The 24,435-nt window shown below is 28.6% G+C and carries 24 protein-coding genes and 1 pseudogene; all 25 read left to right on the top strand.

Translation table 11 applies throughout. The features are described 5' to 3' along the window. The first annotated feature begins 485 nt into the window (after positions 1-485). The 25 genes and pseudogenes from NNC19_RS18400 (at position 486) to NNC19_RS18280 (ending at position 24,375) form a co-directional block, all read left to right on the top strand. Positions 486-1,253, top strand: a complete 768-nt coding sequence (locus tag NNC19_RS18400) for a DeoR/GlpR family DNA-binding transcription regulator (protein WP_310940147.1) — start codon at positions 486-488, stop codon at positions 1,251-1,253. Between the two features lie 2 nt (positions 1,254-1,255). Further along, positions 1,256-1,681: a galactose-6-phosphate isomerase subunit LacA gene (lacA, locus tag NNC19_RS18395; RefSeq protein WP_310940146.1), complete on the top strand. Its 426-nt coding sequence runs from the start codon at positions 1,256-1,258 to the stop codon at positions 1,679-1,681. Positions 1,682-1,694: 13 nt separating this feature from the next. Beyond that, positions 1,695-2,213, top strand: coding sequence for a galactose-6-phosphate isomerase subunit LacB (gene lacB, locus NNC19_RS18390; protein WP_310940145.1), 519 nt, complete (start codon positions 1,695-1,697; stop codon positions 2,211-2,213). Positions 2,214-2,239: 26 nt separating this feature from the next. Further along, positions 2,240-2,554: a PTS lactose/cellobiose transporter subunit IIA gene (locus NNC19_RS18385; RefSeq protein ID WP_310940144.1), complete on the top strand. Its 315-nt coding sequence runs from the start codon at positions 2,240-2,242 to the stop codon at positions 2,552-2,554. 76 nt (positions 2,555-2,630) lie between these two features. Continuing rightward, the gene (locus tag NNC19_RS18380) at positions 2,631-4,007 is read left to right on the top strand and encodes a PTS transporter subunit EIIC (protein WP_310940143.1); all 1,377 of its coding nucleotides are present in this window, start codon (positions 2,631-2,633) and stop codon (positions 4,005-4,007) included. 15 nt (positions 4,008-4,022) lie between these two features. Beyond that, positions 4,023-4,298 (top strand): annotated as a pseudogene (locus NNC19_RS18375) (PTS lactose transporter subunit IIB); the annotation flags it as partial. 40 nt (positions 4,299-4,338) lie between these two features. Continuing rightward, positions 4,339-5,766, top strand: coding sequence for a 6-phospho-beta-galactosidase (lacG, locus tag NNC19_RS18370; protein ID WP_310940142.1), 1,428 nt, complete (start codon positions 4,339-4,341; stop codon positions 5,764-5,766). A gap of 12 nt (positions 5,767-5,778) precedes the next feature. Continuing rightward, positions 5,779-6,633, top strand: a complete 855-nt coding sequence (locus NNC19_RS18365; RefSeq protein WP_310940141.1) for a tagatose bisphosphate family class II aldolase — start codon at positions 5,779-5,781, stop codon at positions 6,631-6,633. Between the two features lie 96 nt (positions 6,634-6,729). Further along, complete coding sequence (locus tag NNC19_RS18360; RefSeq protein WP_310940140.1) at positions 6,730-7,656, top strand: 1-phosphofructokinase family hexose kinase; 927 nt, start codon at positions 6,730-6,732, stop codon at positions 7,654-7,656. A 53-nt stretch (positions 7,657-7,709) separates the two neighbouring features. Then, the gene (locus tag NNC19_RS18355; RefSeq protein ID WP_310940139.1) at positions 7,710-8,801 is read left to right on the top strand and encodes a glycosyl hydrolase 53 family protein; all 1,092 of its coding nucleotides are present in this window, start codon (positions 7,710-7,712) and stop codon (positions 8,799-8,801) included. Between the two features lie 142 nt (positions 8,802-8,943). Next, the gene (locus NNC19_RS18350) at positions 8,944-9,597 is read left to right on the top strand and encodes a methyltransferase domain-containing protein (protein ID WP_310940138.1); all 654 of its coding nucleotides are present in this window, start codon (positions 8,944-8,946) and stop codon (positions 9,595-9,597) included. Between the two features lie 53 nt (positions 9,598-9,650). Beyond that, the gene (locus NNC19_RS18345; RefSeq protein WP_310940137.1) at positions 9,651-9,830 is read left to right on the top strand and encodes a hypothetical protein; all 180 of its coding nucleotides are present in this window, start codon (positions 9,651-9,653) and stop codon (positions 9,828-9,830) included. 368 nt (positions 9,831-10,198) lie between these two features. Then, positions 10,199-10,606, top strand: coding sequence for a flavodoxin family protein (locus NNC19_RS18340; RefSeq protein ID WP_310940136.1), 408 nt, complete (start codon positions 10,199-10,201; stop codon positions 10,604-10,606). A gap of 23 nt (positions 10,607-10,629) precedes the next feature. Further along, positions 10,630-11,724 (top strand): radical SAM protein, encoded by a 1,095-nt coding sequence (locus NNC19_RS18335; RefSeq protein WP_310940135.1) that lies wholly within the window; start codon positions 10,630-10,632, stop codon positions 11,722-11,724. A gap of 62 nt (positions 11,725-11,786) precedes the next feature. Beyond that, positions 11,787-11,930, top strand: coding sequence for a hypothetical protein (locus NNC19_RS18330; RefSeq protein ID WP_310940134.1), 144 nt, complete (start codon positions 11,787-11,789; stop codon positions 11,928-11,930). Continuing rightward, positions 11,923-12,294 (top strand): response regulator, encoded by a 372-nt coding sequence (locus tag NNC19_RS18325; protein ID WP_310940133.1) that lies wholly within the window; start codon positions 11,923-11,925, stop codon positions 12,292-12,294. The genes NNC19_RS18330 and NNC19_RS18325 overlap by 8 nt, the downstream gene beginning before the upstream one ends. 109 nt (positions 12,295-12,403) lie before the next feature. After that, positions 12,404-13,096, top strand: a complete 693-nt coding sequence (locus NNC19_RS18320) for a hypothetical protein (RefSeq protein ID WP_310940132.1) — start codon at positions 12,404-12,406, stop codon at positions 13,094-13,096. Positions 13,097-13,268: 172 nt separating this feature from the next. Further along, positions 13,269-13,829, top strand: coding sequence for a sigma-70 family RNA polymerase sigma factor (locus tag NNC19_RS18315; RefSeq protein ID WP_310940131.1), 561 nt, complete (start codon positions 13,269-13,271; stop codon positions 13,827-13,829). Beyond that, the gene (locus NNC19_RS18310; protein WP_310940130.1) at positions 13,822-14,886 is read left to right on the top strand and encodes a DUF4179 domain-containing protein; all 1,065 of its coding nucleotides are present in this window, start codon (positions 13,822-13,824) and stop codon (positions 14,884-14,886) included. The genes NNC19_RS18315 and NNC19_RS18310 overlap by 8 nt, the downstream gene beginning before the upstream one ends. Before the next feature lie 201 nt (positions 14,887-15,087). Then, positions 15,088-15,645, top strand: coding sequence for a putative ABC transporter permease (locus NNC19_RS18305; protein WP_310940129.1), 558 nt, complete (start codon positions 15,088-15,090; stop codon positions 15,643-15,645). Positions 15,646-15,978: 333 nt separating this feature from the next. Then, the gene (locus NNC19_RS18300) at positions 15,979-18,051 is read left to right on the top strand and encodes a methyl-accepting chemotaxis protein (RefSeq protein WP_310940128.1); all 2,073 of its coding nucleotides are present in this window, start codon (positions 15,979-15,981) and stop codon (positions 18,049-18,051) included. A gap of 302 nt (positions 18,052-18,353) precedes the next feature. Then, positions 18,354-20,426 (top strand): methyl-accepting chemotaxis protein, encoded by a 2,073-nt coding sequence (locus tag NNC19_RS18295; RefSeq protein WP_310940127.1) that lies wholly within the window; start codon positions 18,354-18,356, stop codon positions 20,424-20,426. A gap of 170 nt (positions 20,427-20,596) precedes the next feature. Next, positions 20,597-22,330, top strand: coding sequence for an ABC transporter ATP-binding protein (locus NNC19_RS18290; RefSeq protein ID WP_310940126.1), 1,734 nt, complete (start codon positions 20,597-20,599; stop codon positions 22,328-22,330). Next, positions 22,290-24,074 carry an ABC transporter ATP-binding protein gene (locus tag NNC19_RS18285; RefSeq protein WP_396136452.1) on the top strand — a complete coding sequence of 595 codons (1,785 nt, stop codon included), beginning with the start codon at positions 22,290-22,292 and terminating at the stop codon, positions 24,072-24,074. Before NNC19_RS18290 ends, NNC19_RS18285 begins: the two co-directional genes overlap by 41 nt. 121 nt (positions 24,075-24,195) lie before the next feature. Next, positions 24,196-24,375, top strand: coding sequence for a YjfB family protein (locus tag NNC19_RS18280; protein WP_310940125.1), 180 nt, complete (start codon positions 24,196-24,198; stop codon positions 24,373-24,375). The last annotated feature ends 60 nt before the right edge of the window (positions 24,376-24,435 follow it).

The raw sequence follows: 24,435 nt of genomic DNA, 5'->3' as shown, positions 1-24,435 counted from the left end.
TGAAAGTAAAAATTTATATAATAGTAAGTTCCGAGCCATGCTAAGCATGGTTTTTATTTTTGTATGAATAATTCAGGCTTATTTATTTTCAAATATGCTAAAACTAAATGAGGAGTAAAATCCATATTACAATAATTTTATGAATATTTAATTTAGTATTATTATCTTAAGATGTTTGAAATGAACATTTGAAGATAATATATCAGAAGTTATGGTTATGTTAAATAAAAAAATAATATAAAAAACGCAGAAAAATGGAGCAAAATAGATATAAATTTGAATAATGGATAATAGTTAGGCTTAAATGAAATAAATGGTAAGTTGCAAGAAAATGAAAACGATATATAATAAAAATATAAACAAAATCGAACAAAAAAGAAAATAAACAAACAAAAGCATTCATAAGTGAGCAAAAAGATAGAAGGAAGAGATAAACTTACTTTTCCATAGTACTAAAAATTAAAGTTAAGTAAAGTGAGGTAAAGATGTTAAAAGAGGAAAGACAACAAATAATTCTAGAAACAGTAAATAAGCTTGGAATAATAAGAGTTTCAGAATTAACAGAAAAATTAGAAGCTACTGAAATGACCTTAAGAAGAGACCTTAAATTTTTAGAAGAACAAGGTTTGCTTGTTAGGATTCATGGGGGAGCAAGAAGTAAAGAAAATGTTAAATTCGAAGAATTGTCCCCTAATGAAAAAAGAACATTAAATATAGAAAAGAAAATTGAAGTTGCAAAAATTGCAGCAAGTTTGATAAAGGAAAATGACATAGTATATATTGGTCCTGGGACTACAAGTGAACATATATATGACTATTTAAATGTTTCCTCAGCAAAAATTATAACAAATTGTCTTAGTGTGTTTGACAAGTTTAAAGATGATAACAGATTTGAATTAATATTAATTGGAGGAAGATTAAGAACAAAAACAAGCACTTTTATTGGAAGTTTTGCAAATGATGCTTTGAGTAAAATAAGAGTTAAGTCTGCATTTATAGGTGCAAATGGAATTTCAGATAATAACATAATGACATCTAATGAAGATGAAGGGGTATGTCAAAAAATAATTATGAATAATGCAATAAGTAGGTATGTTATTTGTGATTCAACAAAAATTGAAAAAGAAGATTTCTATACATTATATCAATTAGAAGATGTTACAGCTTTAGTAACAGATTCAGGAATTGACTCAGAAATAAAGAAGAAGTATTCAAGATATTGTAAAGTAATAAATAAGATAGAGGAGGAATAAATTTGAAAATTTTAATAGGTTCAGATAAGGCTGGAATCAAGCTAAAAGGACATTTAAAAGAATATTTATTAAAGAAGGGATATGAGGTAATTGATAAAACAGAAGATGAAGTAGATTTTGTTGATTCTGCGGATAGGGTTTGTAAAGGAATCCTATCTAATGAAGGAGATAGAGGAATACTTATAGATGAGTATGGAGCAGGATCTTTTATGGCAGCTAATAAGCACAAAGGAATAATTTGTGCAGAAGTGTCTGATGAACATTCAGCATATATGACAAGAAGTCATAATAACACATCAATTATAGCAATGGGCTCAGGAATAATTGGAGAAACTTTAGCTGAAGCATTAGCAGATTCATATTTAGAGTCTGAGTATGCAGGTGGAAGACATCAAATAAGAGTTGATATGCTAAATAAAATGTTATAGGAGGAAAAATAATATGAAAATTGCAGTTGCATGTGATCACATAGTTACAGATAGAAAAATTCATATAGTAGAGTATTTAACAGAAAAGGGACATGAAGTTATTGATTGTGGAACTTATGATCATGTAAGAACACATTATGCTATCTTTGGAAAAAGGGCAGCTGAAAAGGTTGTATCTAAAGAGGCAGATTTAGGAATAGTTCTTTGTGGGACAGGCGTTGGGATTTCAGCATCTACAGCTAAAGTTGTAGGAACAAGAACAGCATTAGTAAGAGATGTATCAACAGCTATTTATGCTAAAAAACATTTAAATGCAAATATTATTGCATTTGGAGGTAGGATAACAGGTGTTGGGTTAATGGAAAATATAATAGATGCTTTTATTGAAACAAAATTCCAACCAACAGAAGAAGATAAAAAACTTATAGAAAAAATAGATTCCATAGCTATAAATAAAGATGGACAATTTGGAAATGAACATTTCTTTGATGAATTTTTAGAGAAATGGGACAGAGGAGAATATCACGATTAATAATTAGTTTGAAAGGATGATTAAAGATGACTAGAGAAGAATTAGAGTTAACAACAGTTGAAATAGTAGCTTTTGCAGGAGATGCAAGAACAAAATATATAGAGGCAATGAACGCTGCCACAGATGGAGAATTTGAAAAGGTAGAAAAGCTGATAGAAGAAGGAAATGAATGTATATTAGAAGCTCATAAGGTGCAAACTGATATGATTCAAATGGAAGCCAGAGGAGAAAAAATAGAAGTTGGATTTCTAATGGTACATGCTCAAGATCATTTAATGACAGTTATGCTTTTAAGGGACGTTGTAAAGGGTTTCTTGAAATTGAGCAAAAAATGCAATTAAGTATAAGTCATTAAAAACATAGGATGAGTAAGCTGACAAGTTGTTTTTATTAAATAAACCTAGGGAGGATATTATAATGGGAAAGTTAATTAAGTTAATTGAAAAGATGAAACCAGTATTTGAAAAAATTTCAAATAATCCATACTTAAGAGCTATAAGAGATGGATTTATCAGTTGTATACCTGTTGTTCTATTTTCAAGTATTTTTATATTGATTGCTTCTGTACCTAATATATTTAATTTTTATTGGCCAGATAATATAAATAATATGCTTTGGAAAGCGTATAACTACTCAATGGGGATATTAGCTGTTTTAATGGTAGCTACAATCGCTAAAAGTTTAGCAGATAATTTTAATAATAAATTGCCTAAACTTAGGCAAATAAACCCTATATCAGTAATGATTGTATCTATAATTTCTTTCTTGTTAGTAAGTGTAGATTCTATTGAAGGTGGATTTTCAAGTACTTATATGGGAACTAAAGGATTATTAGCAGCCTTTGTAGTAGCCTTTGTGGTACCTAATATATATAAAGTGTGTGTGAAAAATAACTTAACTATAAAGATGCCTGATGAAGTTCCACATAACATATCACAAACTTTTGCAGATTTAATACCACTAGCTTTATCAGTTTTATTTTTCTGGTTAGCTGATATTGTATTTGTAAATCTTGCTGGAATGAGCTTCAGTGCTTGGATTTTAGAAGTGTTTAAGCCTCTATTTACAGCAGCAGATGGATATTTAGGACTAGCTGTAATTTTCGGAGCAATGGCTATGTTCTGGTTTGTTGGTATCCATGGACCATCTATAGTAGAACCAGCAGTAACAGCAATATATATAGCAAATGTTGATGCTAACTTAAAGTTATTTCAAGCTGGAGAACATGCATCAAATGCTTTAACTCATGGAACATCATATTTCATAGCAACTCTTGGAGGTACTGGAGCAACTTTAATGTTTACAGCATTATGTGCATTTATGGCAAAGTCAAAGCAGTTAAAAGCTGTAGGAAGAACATCTATTATTCCAGTATTATTCGCAGTAAATGAACCAATATTATTTGGAGCACCAATCGTATTAAATCCAATTTTCTTTATACCTTTCATAATTACACCAATAGTGAATGTATGGCTGTTTAAATTCTTTATAGATGGTTTAGGAATGAATGGATTCATATATACTTTACCATGGACAACACCTGGAACAATAGGATTAATTCTAGGAACAGGATTTGCAAAATTATCATTTTTATTAGCACTATTATTATTAGTAATAGATACTGTAATTTACTATCCATTCTTTAAATTTTATGATAAAGAATTACTTGAGAAAGAAGCAGAGGTTTCAGGAGAAGAAGTAGTCCAAGTTCCTGAAGAAACTGTTAAACCAATTCAAAAAGAAGTTAACTTTGAAAGTAAAACAGACAAAGAACTAGCTGTATTAGTATTATGAGCAAGTGGTGCTACAAGTAGTATGCTAGCAAAAGCAATATCAAAAGGTGCAAAAGAGAATGGTGTGAATTTAGATTCAATAGCTATGGCATATGGTCAACATAAAGAGCAAATAACAGATTTTGATTTAATTGTATTAGCACCTCAAATGGCATCTATGTATGATGAACTTAAGAGTGATTGTGATGCAAAGGGAACTAAATCAGCAACAACATCAGGAAAGGAATATGTAAAATTAACTAGAGATTCAGAGGCAGCATTGAAATTTGCTTTAGATTTAATAAATAAATAGAAATACAATCAGGGACTAATTATAGGAGGTAGTGTTAGTAATGAATAAGTTTGAAAAGGATTTTATATTTGGTGGAGCAACAGCAGCATATCAAGTTGAAGGGGCAGCATTAGAAGATGGAAGAGGTCCTTGTGAATGGGATGAATACTTAAATAGACCTGAAAGTAAATTTAATGGAGATATGGCAAGTGATTTTTATCATAAGTATAAAGATGATCTTGAATTATCAAATAAATTTGGAGTAAATGGAATAAGAATTTCTATATCATGGAGTAGGGTAATTTCAGATGGCATAGGTGAAGTTAATCTAAACGGTATCAAATATTATAATGATCTTATTGATGAATGTTTAAAAAATAAAGTGGAACCTTTTGTAACATTGCATCATTTTGATACACCATTACAACTATTTAAAAATGGTGACTGGCTAGATAGAGATAACATAAAGCATTTTGTTAATTTTGCAAAAGTGTGTTTTGATAATTTTGGGGACAGGGTTAAACAATGGGCAACATTTAATGAACCTTGGTCAGTGGCTCAAAATGGATATATAATTGGCAATTTCCCTCCAAGTATAAAGTATGACATAGAGAAAGCTGTTCAAGTTATGCATAATATGATGGTTGCTCATGCAAAGGTAGTTGAGTTATATAAGAGTATGAATTTAAATGGAGAAATTGGAATAGTGCATACACTTGAAGGAAAAGTTCCAATAACTGATTCAGAAGAAGATAAAAGAGCTGCTAATTTAGATGATACTTTAGCAAACAAATTTATGCTTGATGCATGTTTTAAAGGAACATATTCAGAAGAAACTTTAGAAACAGTAAATAGAATACTTTCTAAAAATGATGGAAGACTTATCATATTTGATGGAGATATGAATGTAATTAAATCAGCTGCTGAGAAGATAGATTTTTTAGGAATGAATTATTACTCTAGTCATTTTTTAAAGGCTTATGATGGAGAAAGTCAGATTTATCATAATGGAACTGGTAAAAAAGGAACAAGCATATTTGCCCTAAAAGGTATAGGTGCACGTGTTACAAATCCAGAAGTTGAAACTACTGATTGGGATTGGCCAATATACCCACAAGGCCTTTATGAAAGTTTACTCAGAATAAAGAGAGATTATCCTAACTATAAAAAGATATATATAGCTGAAAATGGAATGGGATATAAGGATGATTTTATAGATGGAAAAATAGATGATACTCCACGTATTGAATATGTTAAGAAACACTTTGAATATATATTAAAAGCTATAAATGAAGGTGTTGTTGTTAAAGGATATTATATTTGGTCATTGATGGATGTGTTATCTTGGTCAAATGGATACAACAAACGTTATGGGTTATTTTATGTAGATTATAAGGATCAAAAGAGGTATCCAAAGAAAAGTGCATATTGGTATAAAAAGGTTGCTGAGACTAAAGAATTAATAGATCCAAAGGAAATTGAATATTAAGGAGTGACAAGGATGATATTATCAACAAGAGAGATGCTTTTAAAAGCACAAAGAGAAGGTTATGCAGTGCCAGCATTTAATATTCACAATTTAGAGACACTTCAAGTAGTTGTTGAAACTGCAATGGAAATGAAATCTCCAGTTATAATAGCTGGGACTCCATCAACAATAGAAGAGTATGCAGGTCCAGATTATGTGAAAGCTATGGCAGAGGTAGCAGCCAGTAAATATGAGGTGCCAATAGCTATACATTTAGATCATTTTGAGGACGTGAATGCAATTAAAAGAGATATAGATATAGGATTTAGATCTTGTATGATAGATGCTTCAAAGAAGCCTTTTGAGGAAAATATAGCAATTGTTAAGGATGTTGTAGAATATGCTCATAAACATGATGCAGTTGTAGAAGCAGAACTTGGAAAGCTTGGAGGAAGAGAAGATGATTTAGTTGTAGATGAAAAAGATACTATGTATACAGATCCAAATGATGCTGAAGAGTTTGTAAAGAGAACAGGGGTAGATTCATTAGCTGTTGCAATAGGAACAGCTCATGGATTATATAAAGGAGAACCAAAACTTGACTTTGAAAGATTAAAAGAAATAAGAAATAAAGTTAATGTACCATTAGTACTTCATGGAGCATCAGATGTCCCAGATGATTTAGTTAAGAAAGCTATATCACTTGGAATATGTAAGGTTAATGTTGCAACTGATTTAAAGATTCCATTTTCAGATGCTGTAAAGGAATTTTTTAAAGAAAATCCAAAAGAAAATGATCCTAGAAAATATATGACTCCAGGGAAGGAAGCTATGAAGAAAATAGTAAAACATAAGATTGCTATATGTGGAAGTGCAAATAGATATTAAAAATATAAAATCTACGCCGTTATAAAAATAAGAATATTAGCGAAGATATAAATATTTTATTGATTAGTGAGTTTAATCCATAAAAGGAGAAAAATTATGATATTAGTTATAAATTTGAATGCATCAGTAGACAAAAGATATGAAATTAAGGATATAAAAAAAGGTCAAGTAATACGAGCAAGGACTGTTGAAAACACCCCTGGAGGTAAAGGGTTACATGTGGCTAATGTAACAACCTTATTAAAAGAAGATTGTATAGCCACAGGATTTCTTGGTGGAAAGAGTGGGGAATTTATAAAAGAAAAGCTTAAGAGTTATGGCATAAAAGGAGATTTTATAAAAATAAAAGGAGAGACAAGAGAATGTTTAGCTTTTATAACAGATGAGATTGTACAAACAGAAATACTAGAACCAGGGCCAGAAGTAAGTATAGAAGAGCAAAGAAAATTCTTAGAAAAGTATAATGATCTACTTTCCAAGGCTAGCATAGTTGTAGCATCAGGGAGTGCTCCAAGAAATATTCCTGTTGATATATATAAGAAGTTAATAGAAATGGCTAATTCTAAGGGTAAAAAGTTCTTATTAGATAGTAGTGGAGAACTTTTAAAAGAAGGAATTAAAGGTAAACCATATTTTATTAAACCTAATAGAGATGAAATAGAATCATTAACAGGAAGAAAAATCACATGTGTAGAAGATGCAATAAAGGAAATAAAGGAGTTTCAAAAAGGTGGGATAAAACTTGTTGCAATATCATTAGGAGGGGAAGGCTCAATAGTTGGATATGAAGGAAAGTTCTATAAAGTAACATTCCCTAAAATCCAAGTTGTTAATCCAGTTGGTTCTGGAGATTCATATGTAGCAGGAATAGCAGTTGCACTAGAGAGAGGATATGGAATAGAAGAAACACTAAAATTAGCATCAGCATGTGGCACAGCAAATGCTGTAGAAAAGGAAACTGGGTGTGTAAAGGAATATATAGTTAATGAATTACTTGAACAAGTTATTGTAGAAGAAATTTAATATATTATTGACTCGCTATATTATAAATTAAGTATATTTTAGGAGGAAAGAATATGTTTAAAAAAAGTATTAGAAGAATTATAACAGGAACTCTTGGATTAGCAATTTTAGTAGGCTGTATAGGTATTGGGGCAACATCAACAACTGTACAAGCTGCAACTTTTGCAAAAGGGGCTGATATTGGCTGGTTAAATCAATTAGAGAATAAAGGGGTAAAGTGGCAAAATGATTCCGGAGTTCAACAAGATGCTCTCCAAATTTTAAAAGATCATGGGATTAACTCTGTAAGGTTAAGGGTATTTGTTAATCCTCCATCAAGTTTTCAGTGGACTAAAAATGATGGATCAACTTGTTTGTTAGGTTATGGTGATACAACTGGAGTAGTCTATATGGCTAAACGTGCAAAAGTACTTGGAATGAAGGTTATGATAGATTTCCATTATAGTGATCATTTCGCAGATCCAGCTTATCAAGATAAGCCAGCAGAATGGGCTAATCATGATTTTAATCAATTAAAAACTGATGTGTATAGTCATACATATTATGTTATGAATGCTTTAAAAAATGCTGGAGTAACTCCAGAGTGGGTACAAATAGGCAATGAAACAAATTCAGGAATGCTATGGCCTACAGCAAGTACTTCAAATTATAGTAACTGGGCTCAGCTAATAAATCAAGGATATGATGCTATTAAAGCTGTAAGTCCATCTTCAAAAGCTATAATTCATTTATCTAATGGAGCTGATAATAGCCTTTATAGAAGTGTATTCGATAGTCTTAAGAAAGCAGGAGCAAAGTATGATGTAATAGGAATGTCATATTATCCATATTGGAATGGAGTTGATTATACTAAAAATATTGATGCTTTGGGTAAAAATTTAAATGATATGGTATCTAGATATGGTAAAGAGGTTATGATTTGTGAAGTTGGAGGACTTGAAACTGATCCTCAGAACACATATAACATGGTTAAAGCAGTAATAAGCAAAGTAAAGGCTGTTCCAAATGGAAAAGGATTAGGTGTGTTTTATTGGGAACCAGAGGCCAATTCAAGTGTTCTTCCAGATAAATATCCACTAGGAGCAACTATTAAAGTATCAAATAATGTATTGAAATTTTCAACAGCTATAGATGCATTTAAATAGTAATTAAATTTATAAAGGACTTTTTATTATGAAAAAGATAATAGAGTCCTTTATTTTATACATAAAAAATGATAAAATATACTGTATTGTAAAAATATTCAAACGTGAAAATGGGATTTGCAAGGTGTAAGAGGGTAAAAAGATGAATAATCAAATTGGAATAAATGAAGAGAATTGGGATTATAAGGAGTATTTTAATAATTTAGAAGGAAATAGAGTAGCTATTATTTGTGAATATGATGGTAAGAAAACAAATCCATTAGCATTAATGGGGGCAGATATTACTAAATTTGAGTTATCAGAAGAAAAAAAAAGACATGCGTTGAAATTAGCCAAATATGCAAATATATCAATTGAATATATAGTACAATATATATTTGGTATTAATTTAAATAAATATAAAGAATATTTTGATATACTTTATTTAGAAGTTAGAGTATTACATTATTTCAATGATATTAATAAGTTTATGGAGATTCTTTATCCTTTGCTGAAAAATGGGGGGAGAATTGCGTTAGAGGATTTTCGTCCAATAGAACAGGCTGATTCAGAAAAATATCTTATAAAAGAATCTTATATTGATAAAGAATTGTATAAAGGTGATGTAGAAAATAAAAATTATTGTGATAAAAATGGACAAGAAAGAATTACTTTTGATTATTTGAAAATATATACATTAAGTGAGATTATAAATTCAATTCTTCAAGTTGGATTTAAGTTGAAACAATTTGATGAACATCCAGAGTGGACAAATGATAATAATTCAGGACAGTTTACTATATTGGCTATAAAATAGTTCTAAATAAGTATATAATAAAGAAAACTTAGTAAATAACCTGGAGGAAAATTATGTTTAGTAAAGATGAACTTTTAGTAATCGAGGATGCATTAAAAATAGCTGATGCAGAATATATAAGATTAATTGATGAAAATAGAAACAATAAAAACAGATTAGTAGCTTATAATAGAAAGCAAAAGAAATTGTGGCTAGTTCAAAATAAGCTAAAAAAACTTAGTGAAGAAAAATAAGAATTTAAAAACAGAATTAGATTCTTAAATAATTACCTTTTAATAGAATTATTTAAAGTTAGGAGATGATAAAAACTAAGGGGCTCTCCTAACTTTTTTATATTTAGTTTTGACTTAAAATCTATGAGTATAATAAACTTTTTATTAGAAAGACTGATTAGTATATTGTAAAAAAGTTTTTGATGATCCAGTTTAAGTAGCAAATGGTATTTAAGCCCATATAATAAGCAAGAGAAAAGGTTTAGAATTAAGTTGGATATATTTAGCAGTTTAAACTAAGTTTTAGTTTGCTGCTATTTTTTGGGTCATATTTAGGTCATATTGAAATTTTATAATAACTTCACAATATATATATAGGAGTTGTTATAATGAAAATAGAAATTAGATATTATTCAAGGTCAGGAAATACAAAGAAGGTTGCAGATGCTATTGGAGAAGAAGTTGAAGTAATAGCTAGAGACATTACAGACAAGCTTTTAGGTAAAACTGATATTTTATTTTTAGGAGGAGCTTTATATTGGTCTGGAGTAGATAATGAACTTAAGAGTTTTATAAATAATTTGGATAATTCAGTTAAAAAAGTTGCCATATTTAGTACAGCATCAATTGCAAAATCAGCTTATGGAGATATAAAAAAATTATTAGAGGCCAAAAATATTTATGTTTATGATAATGAGTTCCATTGCAGAGGAGAATTTAAGATGCTTCATAGAGGAAGACCAAATGCAGATGATTTAAATCTTGCAAGAAAATTTGCTAGAAGTATTGTGAAATAATAATTTTTATGGGGAGAGTAGGAATGGAAAGTAATTTTAATTTAGCTGAGTATATGAGTAGTGGCATTGAGAATATGGTGAAAGGTGTAATTAAAGCCTCTTTAAAAAATCCTAAAGAAACTAAGTTTATATTAAAGTATTCTTTGTCTGTTAAGGAGGCAAAAAAGAAAAGAGATGCTTTTCAAGAAAAGGGTGAAAATGTCCCAGTATTCTTAATTTCAAGCATAACTAGTAGTTGTAATTTGTTTTGTAAAGGGTGTTATGCAAGGGCAAATAAATCCTGTGGGGAAGGGCTTCAAAAGAAACAATTATCTAGTGATAGATGGGGAGAAATATTTAATGAAGCAAAAGAGATAGGAATACCTTTTATAGTTCTTTTAGGTGGAGAACCTTTAATGAGAAAAGATGTAATAGAAAAGGCAGCAAAAGTAAAGGATATTATGTTTCCCATATTCACAAATGGAACAATCTTTGATGAAAATTATATAAGTTTATTTGATAAAAACAGAAATCTTATTCCTATGCTTAGTATTGAAGGAGATAAAAATCAAACTGACAATAGGCGTGGAGAAGGAACTTATGATGCTTTAATTAATCTAATGGATAGTCTAAATAAAAAAGGAATATTATATGGGGCATCTGTAACAGTAACTAAAGAAAATATTAATACAGTGACTAGTAGAACTTTCTTTGATAACTTATATAAAAAAGGTTGTAGGGTATTAATATTTGTAGAATATGTTCCAGTAACTGAAGGAACTCAACATTTAGCACCTACAGATAATGAGAGGAACATATTAGAGGTAGAACAGCAAAAGCTTAGAGAAGAATATAAAGATTCTATTTTTATATCATTCCCTGGGGATGAAAAATATTTAGAAGGATGTTTAGCTGCAGGTAGAGGATTCTTCCATATAAATGTAGATGGATCAGCGGAACCATGTCCATTTTCACCATATTCAGATACTAATATAGGTAATACTAGCTTGAGAGAAACCTTAAAATCACCATTATTTAGAAAGCTTAATGAAACTGGAATGTTAGTTGGGGAACATGATGGGGGATGTCTTCTTTTTCAAAAGGAAAGTGATGTGAAAGATTTGCTAAACATTGAGTAGTTCATATTTTATTACCATATGGTAATATCTAAATAGAGGATGGTGAACTTAGGATGTTTAGGGTGTTAGTAGTAGAGGATAGCAAAAATATAAGAAAGCTTATGGCTGCTAGATTGGAACAAGAGGGGGATGAAGTAATACAAGCTGAAGATGGAAACAAAGCATTAGATGTTTTAGAAAGTCAGCAAGTAGATTTAGATGCCTAGTTTAGATGTTTTTGAATTGACTAAAAGCTTAAGGGAGAGTAATTGTAATATTCCTGTATTAATAGTTACAGCTAAAGAAAATTTTGAAGATAAGGAAAAAGCATTTATTTTAGGGTCAGATGACTATATGGTAAAACCAATAAATATGAATGAAATGATTTTAAGAGTTGCAGCAGATAAAGGAAGGCCTGCAAGTATTATTAAAAAATATACAGGTGAAGATTTAATGCCAAAGAAGAGGTTATCTTTTTTAGTAATAGGTATGTGTTTGAAATTTATTTTAAATATACTTTCCAAAGGAGAGTTTAATAGGGCTGTGTCCTATTCAAATATATCAAAAAAATTCCAGATATTAAAGAAATGATTAAAGATGAAGAAATACATGGCAATTTAATGAAGAGTATGATTGGATAAATTGGCATAATAGATTAAAATGGTAGTGATAATTTAATAAACATTCAAAAGGAGTACATATGAAAAATTTAAAGCACTATCTATTTGTTTCTATTATTTTAATCATTTTATCATTGGGCATGTTCTTTATCCATTATGAAGTTTTTGGACAACTTGAAAATACTATATATTATTCTGTAATGAACATTTGTTTTATTCCAATAAATATTCTTGCTGTAACTGTATTGTTTGACAAGCTTGCAGAGAGACGTAGATATAGTGAACGATTAAGTAAACTTAATATGTTAGTTGGACTTTTTTTCAGTGATATAGGATACAAGCTGTTAAAGGTTATAGTAGCTGGAGATGAGAAAATAAAAAAAGAAAAACTAGATTTTAATGATTTAAAATTATGCAATAATTGGTTAAGAGAATATGATCATGATATAGATTTTGAAAAGATTGACTATAATCAGTTGAAAAATCTTGTGGTTGAGAACAGGGATATTTTAGCTAGCTTAATAAGTAATGAAAATATTTTAGAGCATGAAACTTTTGCTGATTTACTTATTGCTTTGGTACATTTAAGGGATGAAATTGTACTTGTAAGATATAAAGAATTAACAAAAGAAGACTGTGGACACCTTAAAGGAGATGTGGTTAGGGTGTATAAGGCATTAACTTTTCAATGGACAAGCTATTTACAGCATTTAAAGGAATTTTATCCTTATCAGTATAGTAGTTATATGAAGCTTAATCCACTTAAATCATAATAAGAGATATAATTTAATCCTTTATGGCATAGATGCTATGAGGGATTTTTTATTATTTCTATATAATGATAAAATTAATTTAAAAAATTGAAACTTTATTAAGCTGGTATCAGTCTAATATACAGAACATCGATGTTTAATATTTTAATGACTAGGGGATAAGTGGGAAGGCGTGGCTACATTGAAAAACATTATTAATTTTAAAAAGAATAAGGAGAGTTATCTTATAAAGAAAGCTATATCTGGAGATAGACAAAGTTTTGGGGAAATTATTAAGGAGCATAAGATTTATTTATATAAAATAGCATATAGTTATGTAAAAAATGAGGATGATGCTTTAGAAATAATTCAAGAATGTTCCTATAGAGCTATGTTGAATATTAGGAAGTTAAAGAAACCAGAGTATTTTAAAACATGGATAACTAGGATAGTTATAAATTGTGCATTAGATTTTATGAATAGAAATAAGTCAATAATTGGGTTAGATGATAATGTAAGGATTGGAATTGTGGAGAGTAATATATCCATTGATGAAAAGTTAGATTTATATAATGCTATAGATTTATTAAGAGATAACTATAAAACGGTAATTATACTAAAGTATTTTAATGACATGACTATAGAAAATATTTCAAAGATAATGGAAACTCCTGAAAATACAGTTAAAACTTATTTAAGAAGAGCAAAAGATAGCCTAAGTAAGATTTTGAAGGAGGATTATATAAGTGATTAATAATGAGTTTTTGAATATAGAAATTAGTGAAGGTCTTGATAGAGCTATAGATAAGGGTATTGAAAGAGCTTCAACAGAAATTAAAGTAATAAAATATAGAAAAAGAAAAATTGTTGTTTCCAGTATAGCAGCTATTATTATAGGATTTTTTACATTTGGAATTACAAATCCAGCAGTAGCATCAAAAATGCCCATATTAGGAGGTGTTTTTGAATCAATAGAAAAGAATATTCATTTTACAGGGAATTATTCTGAATATGCTACAGCTATAAATGAAACAGTAGAAAGTAATGGGGTAAAAGTAACATTATCAGAGATTTTATGTGATGGTGAGGGGTTATATGTTACCTATAAAGTAGAAAGTGAAAAGCCATTTAAATATACTTCATGGGACGATAAACCATTAGATATGAATCAATTAATAACTAAAGAAGCTTATAATAAAGTTAGTTTTTCAAATAAGGAGCTAGAAGGCAATGGACTTGTGGGTTTAGAAGGTAAGTTTGTAGATGATAATACTTTTATTGGAATGAAAACATACCATCTTAATTCTCTGGAGAAAGAAGTTCCTAATGAATTCGATTTTTTAATTAAATTTACTTCAATAGGAACAAGTGCATTAAAAGAAGAGGATAAGGATCAAAATTTTACTGGAACTTGGGCATTTAAAATCCCTGTTAAAGTAAATAAATCTATAAGTAAAAATATAGAGATTAATGAAAGAGAAGATAATGGATTCATATTGAATTCAATCACAATTACTCCATTTCAGATGACAATTGTTAATACAAATCCTGATAAAAAATTCTATGGAGTAAGAGTAATTGATGATAATAATACAGAAATTCATTGTGATAGTGGGAAAATTTCTGATGAAAATAAACAAACAATTTATTTTGGCTCAGTACCAAAGGAGAGCAAAAGTTTAAGGATAATTATATATAGAAACAAAATGAAGTTGAAAGAAACTATTGAAAAATCTGATGGAGACTATGATACAACTTATGAAAATGAAGGAGAAGAAATAATGTTAGATAAAATTATTAATATAGATTGATTTAATAATGAACTAGAAGATTTCTCTAATAACCTATTAAGGTAATGGGAGAAATCTTTTTATTATTTATCTATGAATTGATTTTTAAAATGTTGGTTACAATAATTTATAAGGGCAAAAATATCTAGTAAGAACTGATTTATAGAATAGGAGATGGTAACTATTATTGGGGTTAATGGAAAGTATGTCTCTAGCAACATAATGAAAATAACAAAGAGTATGGATGGACACGAGAGAAGAGAGTTGAATTTAAATGAATTTGGAAAGATTTATTTATATTTTATGATATATAGTCTCTTAGGTTGGGTATGGGAAAAAATATTCACATTAGTTTTTAATGGAGAATTACGTGAAATAGGTTTTTTACATATACCAGTTTGTATTATATATGGGGTAGGAGCACTACTAATATTATTTCTGTATTATAGAGGAGATTATGATTTATTTACTATCTTTTTGGGAAGTACAATTGTAATAGGTATTCTAGAATTTTTTACTTCATGGATGATGGAAAAATTATTTCATAGAGTTTGGTGGGATTATAGTACTTGGATATATAATCTTCAGGGAAGAATAAGTTTAATAAGTTCTTTAGCTTTTGGATTTTTTGGTTTAATTATAGTAAAGTGGGGGCATTCGTTTATATATAAAGTATTAGATAAATATTTTCAAAAGAGAATTAGCATAATAATTAGTTTTATATTATTAACAGTTACTGTGATAGATTTAATATTTACCTCCTCTATATTATTAAAATAACAATAGAAAATTGAATATGTAAGGAAAAATTGATTATAGGCAATGTGTTTTAGGTGTGATACCTGAGATATAGTGCCTTTTTTATATTGCATATATTTAAATAAAGTCTTTTATAAGTTCAAATAGTAAGGTGAAATATAAAAGAAGAGAAAAATTAATTTAATAATAATATTACTCAAAAAGCTTAAGTTTTTGCGTGCAAACTTCGACACTATTAGGGTGAAAACTATAAATCAATTTATTTAAAATTTACTAAGAAAAATTTATTTGATTTTCATTGAGATAAATTATGTAAATATGTTGGTGGTTTATGCTTAGAAGGGAGAAAGGAAATTGAGAAATAAAATTAGTACAAAAATAATTGCATGTGTAGTATTATGTTCAATTCTAATATCTGTAGCAGTTGGGATAATAGGGATTAAAGTATCTACAAATGTAATTAAAAATGAAGCATACAATAATATATCAAATATAGCAAAAAGTAGAGGCAATGAATATTCTATAGAGATTGAAAAGACTGAAAACACAGTAAAAGAATATGCAAAAATAATATCAGATGCAATAGATGTGTCTAAGATTAATAATATAGATTATATAAATACATTTGAAAATCAATTTGCTTCATTAACTAAAAGTATAGGATTTAGCAATGAAAAAATAGTTGGATTATATATTAATTTTAATCCTGAGCTTACAGAAGGAGAAAATCCATATGATTTAGCCTATTATAGTGGAGAAATAAGTTACAATTCATATACAATGGATGACTACAATGAAAGCAATGAAGATTTAGCTTGGTATTATGAACCTATAAAAGCAAAGGAAGGTATCTGGTCTAAGCCATATATTGATCCTGAAAGTGATAATATAAAAATGATTTCATATACTATGCCTGTCTATAAGGATGACAAGCTGATTGGAGTGGTAGGACTAGATATATCATATGAAAATTTAGAGAAAATGATTCTAGGAACTAATCTATATGATACAGGTAGTGCTTTTTTATTAGATAAGGATTATACATTTTTGGTGGACAAGAATAGAACATCTGAAGATAATTTAAGTACTATGGAAGATGGACAATATAATTACATTGCAGAGGATATTAAAAATAAAAAAGAATCAGTTTTAGAAGTGAATTTTCAAGGAAGAAAAACTGTAATTGGATACTATACCTTAAGCAATAAGCAAATTATTGGAGTTAAAGTTCCCACTGATGAATTGCTTAAAAGTATGAGAGACTTAACATTTATTATGGGGTCTGTTATAGCAATAGGTGTTTTGATTTCAATTGTTTTAGCACTATATATAAGTAGGAAAATAAGTAAGCCTATAGAAATTGCAACTAAGTGTATAGAGAAATTATCTGGATTAGATTTAACAGATAATGATGAAAATATTAATAGTATTGCTTTAAATAAAGATGAAACAGGGCTTATGATGAAAAGTTTACTTAGGCAAAAAGATGAATTAATAAAAATTATTAAAGTTTTAAAGAGTAATTCTCTTGAAGTTTTAGAACATACAGATATTATTTCTACATCAAGTAATGAAACTGTAGAATCAATTGCTTTAATTTCAGCAACTATGGAAGAATTGTCAGGGAGGGCAGAAGAACAAGCAAATGAGGCAAGTAATGGATTAAATAGGTTGAATAATCTTGCTAAGCAAATAGAAGAGATTGTGGAAAGTATCTCAAAACTTGAACAATATTCAGAAGATATGCAAAAAGTGAAGGAACAAGGGGTTCAATCAATAAATATATTAAATGAAAAATTGGAGGCAAATTTTGAAGCAGCTATGAGTGTAGGTGATAATATAGATTCTCTACTTAAAAAATCTAATTTAATAGGAGAAATTATAACTATGATTAGTTCAATTTCTAAACAAACGAGTATTCTAGCACTAAATGCATCTATTGAATCAGAGAAAGCAGGACAAAGTGGTAAGGGATTTTCTGTAATAGCTGCTGAAATTAGAAAACTTGCAGAAAGGTCAGCTGAATCAACTAATGAAATACAAGATATTGTAGGACAGATTCAAAAGGAAATAAGTTTAGGAAAGTCTAATATGGATAATTCTAAAGTGGCTTTAGAGGAAGCAAGTAATGTAATGGGCATATCTAGAGAATCATTTAATGGTATTGGAGAATCAATAAATAATACAATGAAACAAATAAAGAGTCTTGTAACCAATATAAAAAAGGTTGATAGAGACAAATATGAGGTGATTGTATCAATTGAAGAAATATCATTAATAACAGAAGAATTAGCTTTATCAGTAGAGAATGTTACTAAGAATATCAATAAACAGGAAGTTGCAATGGAAAATACAGCTGAGCGTACTGAAGAGTTAAAGGAAGTATCGAAGGTACTTAGCAAGGTGGTAAAAAAGTTTAAAAATTAGAAAAGTTTTTATTTAGGACTTACATAGTAGGTCCTTATTAATTTTTAAAATTCTAAATAGGATATCTGTAGATAAAGGGTTTAATTATAGGTAGAAATATTTCTATTTATAATGTGGAAATATTAGCTATAATTTAAAATTATTGAAGCTGGTTAAGTTATTTTGTTTTGATTCGACAAAATAAATGTGATATATATATTAAAATTGAGTTAAATTAAACAAATTACTCCATGTGTATAGAGCTGTAAAAAATGGTCGAATAAAATTTTGTAAAAATATTCGGTGAAAGAGGAGAATTGAAATTGGAGAAGAAAATTAGTAACAAAATAATTATATCCATATTAGTATGTTCTGTTTTAATTTCTGCAGTTGTTGGAATAACAGCTATTAAAAAATCAACAAGTGTAATAAAAGATGAAGCATATGGAAAAATGTTAAGCATAGCAGAAAGTAAAGGGAATGAATATTCCATAGAAATTGAAAAGACAGAAAATACTGTAAGGGAATATGCACAAGTAATATCAGATAATATAGACATATCTAAGGTTACTGATCCAAAGTATATGGATTCATTTCAAAGTCAATTTGCTTCTTTGACTAAAAGTATAGGAATCAGTAATAAAGGGATTGTTGGGTTATATATTAATTTTAATCCTAAACTTATAGGAGGAGAACAGCCTTATGATTTAGCATATTTCTATGATGAACATACTGGTGAACGTGGAATTTATTATAATTCATATAAAATAGATGAATATCATGAAGATAATAAAGAATTATCTTGGTACTATAATCCTATAAGAGAAAATACAGGGGTATGGTCAAAGCCATATATTGATCCTGAAAGTAATAATATAAAAATGATTTCATATACAATGCCAGTTTATAAGGATGATAAGTTGTTAGGGGTTGCTGGGCTTGATATATCCTTTGAAAATTTGCAAAAAATGATTATAGATACTAAATTATATGACACAGGAAATGCCTTCTTGCTAGATAGGGATTATGAGTTCATAGTAGATAAAGAAAAGACATCTGAAGATAATTTAGCAACTATGAAAAATGGACAATATAATAATATTATAAAGGAGATGCAAAGCAATAAAAAATCATACTTGGAAGTAAACTTTGAAGGAAAAGAAACTCTAGTAGGTTACTATACCTTAAAGAATGGCCAAATTATTGGAATTAGAGTTCCAACAGAAGAAGTTTTTTATGGTTTAAAGAAAATGACAACTCTTATGATTGTAGTTATTTTAGTAGGAGTAGTGCTTTCAAGTGTTTTAGGATTAATTATAAGTAGAAAAATATCTATACCAATAGAAACAGCTACTAGGTTTATAAAGAAGTTAGCAAAACTAGATTTAACGGATAGTGATGAAAGTATTTATAAGATGAGATCTAATAAAGATGAAACAGGTATTATGATAGAAAGCTTAATTCATCAAAGAGATGAATTAATTAAGATTGTTAAAGTTTTAAAGAAAAATTCACTTCAGATTTTACAACATACAGATATTATTTCTACAGCTGAAAATGAAACAGTAGAATCAATAACTATGATGGCGAATGTTATGGAGCAACTTTTAGAGAGAGCTAGTGAGCAAGCTAGAGCCGTTAAAATAGGGTCTGATAAATTAGATAATCTAGCAGAAGAGATTGAGGAGAGTGTGGATAGCATCACAACTCTTGCAGATAATGCTATAGAACTTCAAAGGATGCAAGAACAAGGTAGTCAATCAATATATGTTTTAGGTGAAAAGTTAAATTCAAATATTAGATTTGTAAAGGATATGGGAAAAAATATAGATGAATCCTTAATTGATTTTGAAATGTTAGAAAAACTTGTAAAGAAAATTAAGTTAAGTTATAAGGAAATTGAAGCATTAAAATTAAATTTACTTGATGATGTGAAAAAGTCAGAAGAAAATGATGATAAAAAAACAAGAGAACTTACAGAAAATTCATTTGAAGCTATAAAGGAGATTGAGGAAATTATAAATAAAAATAAAGAAAGTTTAATTTTAAGCAAGATGAAAATGGGTGGTTCTAGCAGTATTTGTGATGAAGTTGATAGGATGATGGGATGGTCAATTGAATCAATTAATGGTATTGCAACATCTATAAATAATATTATGGTACAAATAAAAATTCTTGTAATAAGTATTAATAAATTAAATAAAAATAAAGAGGGTGTACTTAAGTCCATAGAGGAAATATCATTAATAACAGATGAAGTGGCAGTATCAGCAGAAAATGTTACTGCAAGCATTGGAGAGCAAGAAGTGGCAATGAAGAGTACATCAGAGCGTACAAAAGAATTAATGAAAGTATCAGAAGAATTAATGAATGTAGTTGGAAAATTCAAAGTTTAAAAAATTATAATAAATAGAAATATCCTTATTGCAAAAAGCTGTAGGGATATTTTTATTGTTATCAAAAAGGAGTTGTATTTAGAAGTGGTTTAATTAACATTTATTTACTATAATTAGAAAATTTAGTATACTAATATAATGAATATTTAATATTGAAAAGAGGAGTATATGTGGGGAAAAAAATATTAATAAACTTTATAAAGGAACATAAAATTTCATATATATTAGGAATAATATTTATGTTACTTACTTCATATATTCAAACACTTTTCCCAAAAGTTCTAGGAAAAACAATAGACATACTTAAAGAAAATAACTTTAATCCTAAATCTGTATATTTAAATATAGTATATATATTACTTATTGCTTTGGGAACATTCATATCTACTTATGCATGGAGAAATCTTATAATTGGAAATGCTAGAAACTTGGAATGCAAATTTAGAGAGGAATTATTCAATCATTTTCAAAAGTTATCTCCTGAGTTTTATAGCAAAAGTAAAACAGGAGATTTAATCGCATATGCAATCAATGATATAAATGCTGTTAGAATGACATTTGGGCCTGCAACAGCATTATCTATAAATGGAATAGTAATATGTGCTATATCAATCTATTCAATGTCACAATCAATAAACTGGATCATAACAATACTATCTTTAATTCCAATCCCATTAATTATATTTGTAATGTTTAAAATAGGAAATATTGTTCGTAAAAGATTTAAAAGAGTTCAAGAAAATTTTGCTCTTATTTCTGATAGGGTTCAAGAAAATATAAATGGAATAAGAGTAATTAAAGCTTATGTTCAAGAAGATGAAGAAGTAAATAATTTTGAAAAACTGAATGATAAAATGGCAGAATCCAATATAGATATGATAAGAGTATCAGCTTATCTAGCTCCTCTAATTGAAATTTGTTTTGCAATCAGTTTTGTACTAAACCTAATTATTGGAGGGAAGATGGTTTTAAGAGGAAGTATTTCCTTAGGAGATTTTATTGCTTTTAATGGATATCTAACTATGATATTGGCCCCAGTAATCTCTATGGGGCGTATTATTACAATATTCCAAAGAGGTATGGCTTCTTTTAATAGGTTAAATGAAATATTTAATACAAAGGTTTTTATAAAAGAAGCTGAAAAGCCTATAAATATTTCACCTGGAGGAGATATAAGAGTAAGAAATTTAACCTTTAGCTATCCAAGTTCTGAAGAAATTGTTTTAAATGATATAAATCTATCTATTCCTAAAGGACATACTTTAGGGATAGTAGGAAAGACAGGCTCTGGGAAAAGTACTTTAGTCAAGTTAATTGCAAGGATGTATAATATTCCAAATGGAAATATTTTTTCTAATGAGATAGACATAAATAATTTTGAACTTAAAAGTTATAGAGATAGCTTGGGATTTGTTATGCAAGAGAATTTTTTATTTAATGATTCTATTTCAGAAAATGTTAAATTTTTTAAGGGTATATATTCAAAAGAAGAGGTTATAAAAGCAACTAAAGATAGTTGTATTTATGATAGTATTATGAAATTTCCAAAGGGATTAGATACTGTTATTGGAGAAAGAGGAGTTAATTTATCTGGTGGTCAGAAACAAAGAATTGCTATTGCAAGAGCTTTGATAAAAAATCCAGAAGTTTTGATATTAGATGATTCACTTTCAGCTGTGGACACTATTACAGAAAAGCAAATCTTGAGCAATGTAAAAAAATTAAGAAAAGATAAAACATCAATAATAATTGCTCACAGAATATCAGCCGTTATAGAAGCTGATGAAATTATAGTTCTTGATAAAGGAGAAATTTTAGAAAGAGGAACTCATAAAGAATTAGTTGAGAAGGGAGGGATATATTGTGGTATCTACAAATCTCAATTCCAAGGAGGAGATAAGTGATAAAGAAATGAAGTCTCCCAAGAAAAAAACACTTACAAGGTTATTAAAGTTAATGCTTCCTTATAAGAAGAAGATTATTTTAGCATCTATATGTGTACTTCTAGTAAATGGAACTCAGTTAGTTAAACCATATATTTTGAAAGTAGTAGTAGATGATTTTTTAACAAAACAAATAGAGCAAAATGGTATTTTTTCAATAACAACTATGGGAATTCTTTATTTTGTAGTTGTTATTTTAAGTGGATTTTTTTCAATAAGTCAGGTGCTTTTGATTAATAAAGTAGGACAAGAGATAATGAGAAATTTGAGAGGGCGAGTATTTAAGACTATTCAATTATTACCACTTTGGTACTTAGATAAAACCTCTTCAGGAAAGTTGATAACTAGGGCAACTAATGATGTAGAATCTCTAAGTGAAATGTATACAGATGTTTTAATTAATTTGTTTAAAGATGTTTTTTTGATAATAGGTATAGTGTATACCATGTTAGCTATAAATATAAAACTTGCTTTAATTTCTTTTTGTGTAGTTCCAATAATGTTTGGAGTAGTATTTCTTCTAAAGACTAAGATAAAGAGAAACTTTGCAAAAATGAAAAGCCTTATTGGAAGAATAAATGGGTTCATGGCTGAAAATATATCAGGTATGAATATAATACAGTTATTCAATGGGGAAAATGAAAAGAAGGAAGAATTCACAAAGTTAAATAATGAATATTTTAAAGCTACATTATTTCAAGTATGGATGAATAGTTTTCTAAAACCTGCAGCAGATGTTTTTCAAAGTTTAGCAGTAGCTATATTAGTGTGGTATGGAATGGGAAGAATTTCAGATAACACTTTAAGCATAGGGGTACTATATGCTTTTACAAACTACATAAAACAATTCTTTAGTCCTATAGCAGATTTAGGAGATAATTATACAACAATTCAATCAGCTTTAGTTTCTGCAGATAGGATATTTGAATTGTTAGATGAAGGTGAGAATTTAGAAAATTTAGATTTAGGGGTAAATAAGGAGTATTTTCAAGGAAAAATAGAATTTAAAAATGTATGGTTTTCTTACGATGATAAGGATTGGATTTTGAAAGATATAAGTTTTACCTTAGATAAAGGGCAAACTGCTGCATTTGTAGGAGAAACAGGAGCAGGAAAAACTACTATAATAAGTTTAATAAGTGGATTTTATAGAGTGCAAAAAGGTGAGATATTAATTGATGGAGTAAACATTAATACTATAAAAAAGAGAGACCTTAGAAAGAATATTTCAGTAGTGCTTCAAGATGTGTTTTTGTTTTCTGGAACTATTGAAAAGAATATTACATTAAATGATAACATTGAAAAAGAGGTTATAGAGAAGGCATTAGAAATATCTCATGCTAAAGAAGTTATTAAAGGTTTTTCAAAAGGAATTGAAGAACCAGTTATGGAAAGAGGAAGTACATTTTCAGCAGGGCAAAGGCAGTTAATTTCTTTTGCTAGGGCAATAGCACATAATCCAGCTATATTTGTGTTAGATGAAGCTACTTCTAATATTGATACTGAAACAGAAATATTAATTCAAAAAGCTATAGAGAATATAACTAAAGAAAGGACAACTCTAATAATTGCCCATAGACTTTCTACAATTAGAAATGCTGATATTATTATAGTTTTGAAGAATGGAAAAGTTCAAGAGATAGGTAATCATGATAAGCTTGTGAAGAGTGGAGGATACTATAGAGATTTGGTTATGAAGGGATAGACATTAAAATACTTCTAAGTATAATTTGTTAGTTCTAGAAAGAAGACTAATCATTAAGTAATTTATACCACTAACGATAATTAAATGTAGGTTTAAGTTATATAGAGAGAAGGTGGGTTGTATGGATATAGCAGCATTATCGATGTATATGAGTCAATCATCTATTAAAAGTGCTGTTTCAACATCTGTATTGAAGATGGCAATGGATAATGGTAAAGAGATGGCAAGTGAAATGACAAGTATGATGGGAAAAATGGCTGTAGACACAAGCAAAGGTATGAACTTAGATGTAAGAGCTTAATTAATATTTCTTAAGTCCATGATGAAATGTCATGGATTTTTTCAGGGAGAGGGAAAGTTT

The sequence above is a fragment of the Clostridium sp. SHJSY1 genome (genome assembly GCF_031626875.1).
Classification (GTDB): Bacteria; Bacillota; Clostridia; order Clostridiales; family Clostridiaceae; genus Clostridium.
The sequence above is the reverse complement of the archived record's forward strand: the minus strand, read 5'-3'. Positions and strand labels throughout refer to the sequence as shown.

What these genes read in the sequence shown, in the direction of transcription:
- NNC19_RS18350 (WP_310940138.1), top strand. Translation starts at nt 8,944, where the DNA reads ATGAATAATCAAATTGGAATAAATGAAGAGAATTGGGATTATAAGGAG.
- NNC19_RS18380 (WP_310940143.1), top strand. Translation starts at nt 2,631, where the DNA reads ATGGGAAAGTTAATTAAGTTAATTGAAAAGATGAAACCAGTATTTGAA.
- NNC19_RS18335 (WP_310940135.1), top strand. Translation starts at nt 10,630, where the DNA reads ATGGAAAGTAATTTTAATTTAGCTGAGTATATGAGTAGTGGCATTGAG.
- NNC19_RS18345 (WP_310940137.1), top strand. Translation starts at nt 9,651, where the DNA reads ATGTTTAGTAAAGATGAACTTTTAGTAATCGAGGATGCATTAAAAATA.
- lacB (WP_310940145.1), top strand. Translation starts at nt 1,695, where the DNA reads ATGAAAATTGCAGTTGCATGTGATCACATAGTTACAGATAGAAAAATT.
- NNC19_RS18355 (WP_310940139.1), top strand. Translation starts at nt 7,710, where the DNA reads ATGTTTAAAAAAAGTATTAGAAGAATTATAACAGGAACTCTTGGATTA.
- NNC19_RS18280 (WP_310940125.1), top strand. Translation starts at nt 24,196, where the DNA reads ATGGATATAGCAGCATTATCGATGTATATGAGTCAATCATCTATTAAA.
- NNC19_RS18320 (WP_310940132.1), top strand. Translation starts at nt 12,404, where the DNA reads ATGAAAAATTTAAAGCACTATCTATTTGTTTCTATTATTTTAATCATT.
- NNC19_RS18340 (WP_310940136.1), top strand. Translation starts at nt 10,199, where the DNA reads ATGAAAATAGAAATTAGATATTATTCAAGGTCAGGAAATACAAAGAAG.
- NNC19_RS18305 (WP_310940129.1), top strand. Translation starts at nt 15,088, where the DNA reads ATGAAAATAACAAAGAGTATGGATGGACACGAGAGAAGAGAGTTGAAT.
- lacG (WP_310940142.1), top strand. Translation starts at nt 4,339, where the DNA reads ATGAATAAGTTTGAAAAGGATTTTATATTTGGTGGAGCAACAGCAGCA.
- NNC19_RS18385 (WP_310940144.1), top strand. Translation starts at nt 2,240, where the DNA reads ATGACTAGAGAAGAATTAGAGTTAACAACAGTTGAAATAGTAGCTTTT.
- NNC19_RS18360 (WP_310940140.1), top strand. Translation starts at nt 6,730, where the DNA reads ATGATATTAGTTATAAATTTGAATGCATCAGTAGACAAAAGATATGAA.
- NNC19_RS18400 (WP_310940147.1), top strand. Translation starts at nt 486, where the DNA reads ATGTTAAAAGAGGAAAGACAACAAATAATTCTAGAAACAGTAAATAAG.
- NNC19_RS18365 (WP_310940141.1), top strand. Translation starts at nt 5,779, where the DNA reads ATGATATTATCAACAAGAGAGATGCTTTTAAAAGCACAAAGAGAAGGT.
- NNC19_RS18325 (WP_310940133.1), top strand. Translation starts at nt 11,923, where the DNA reads ATGCCTAGTTTAGATGTTTTTGAATTGACTAAAAGCTTAAGGGAGAGT.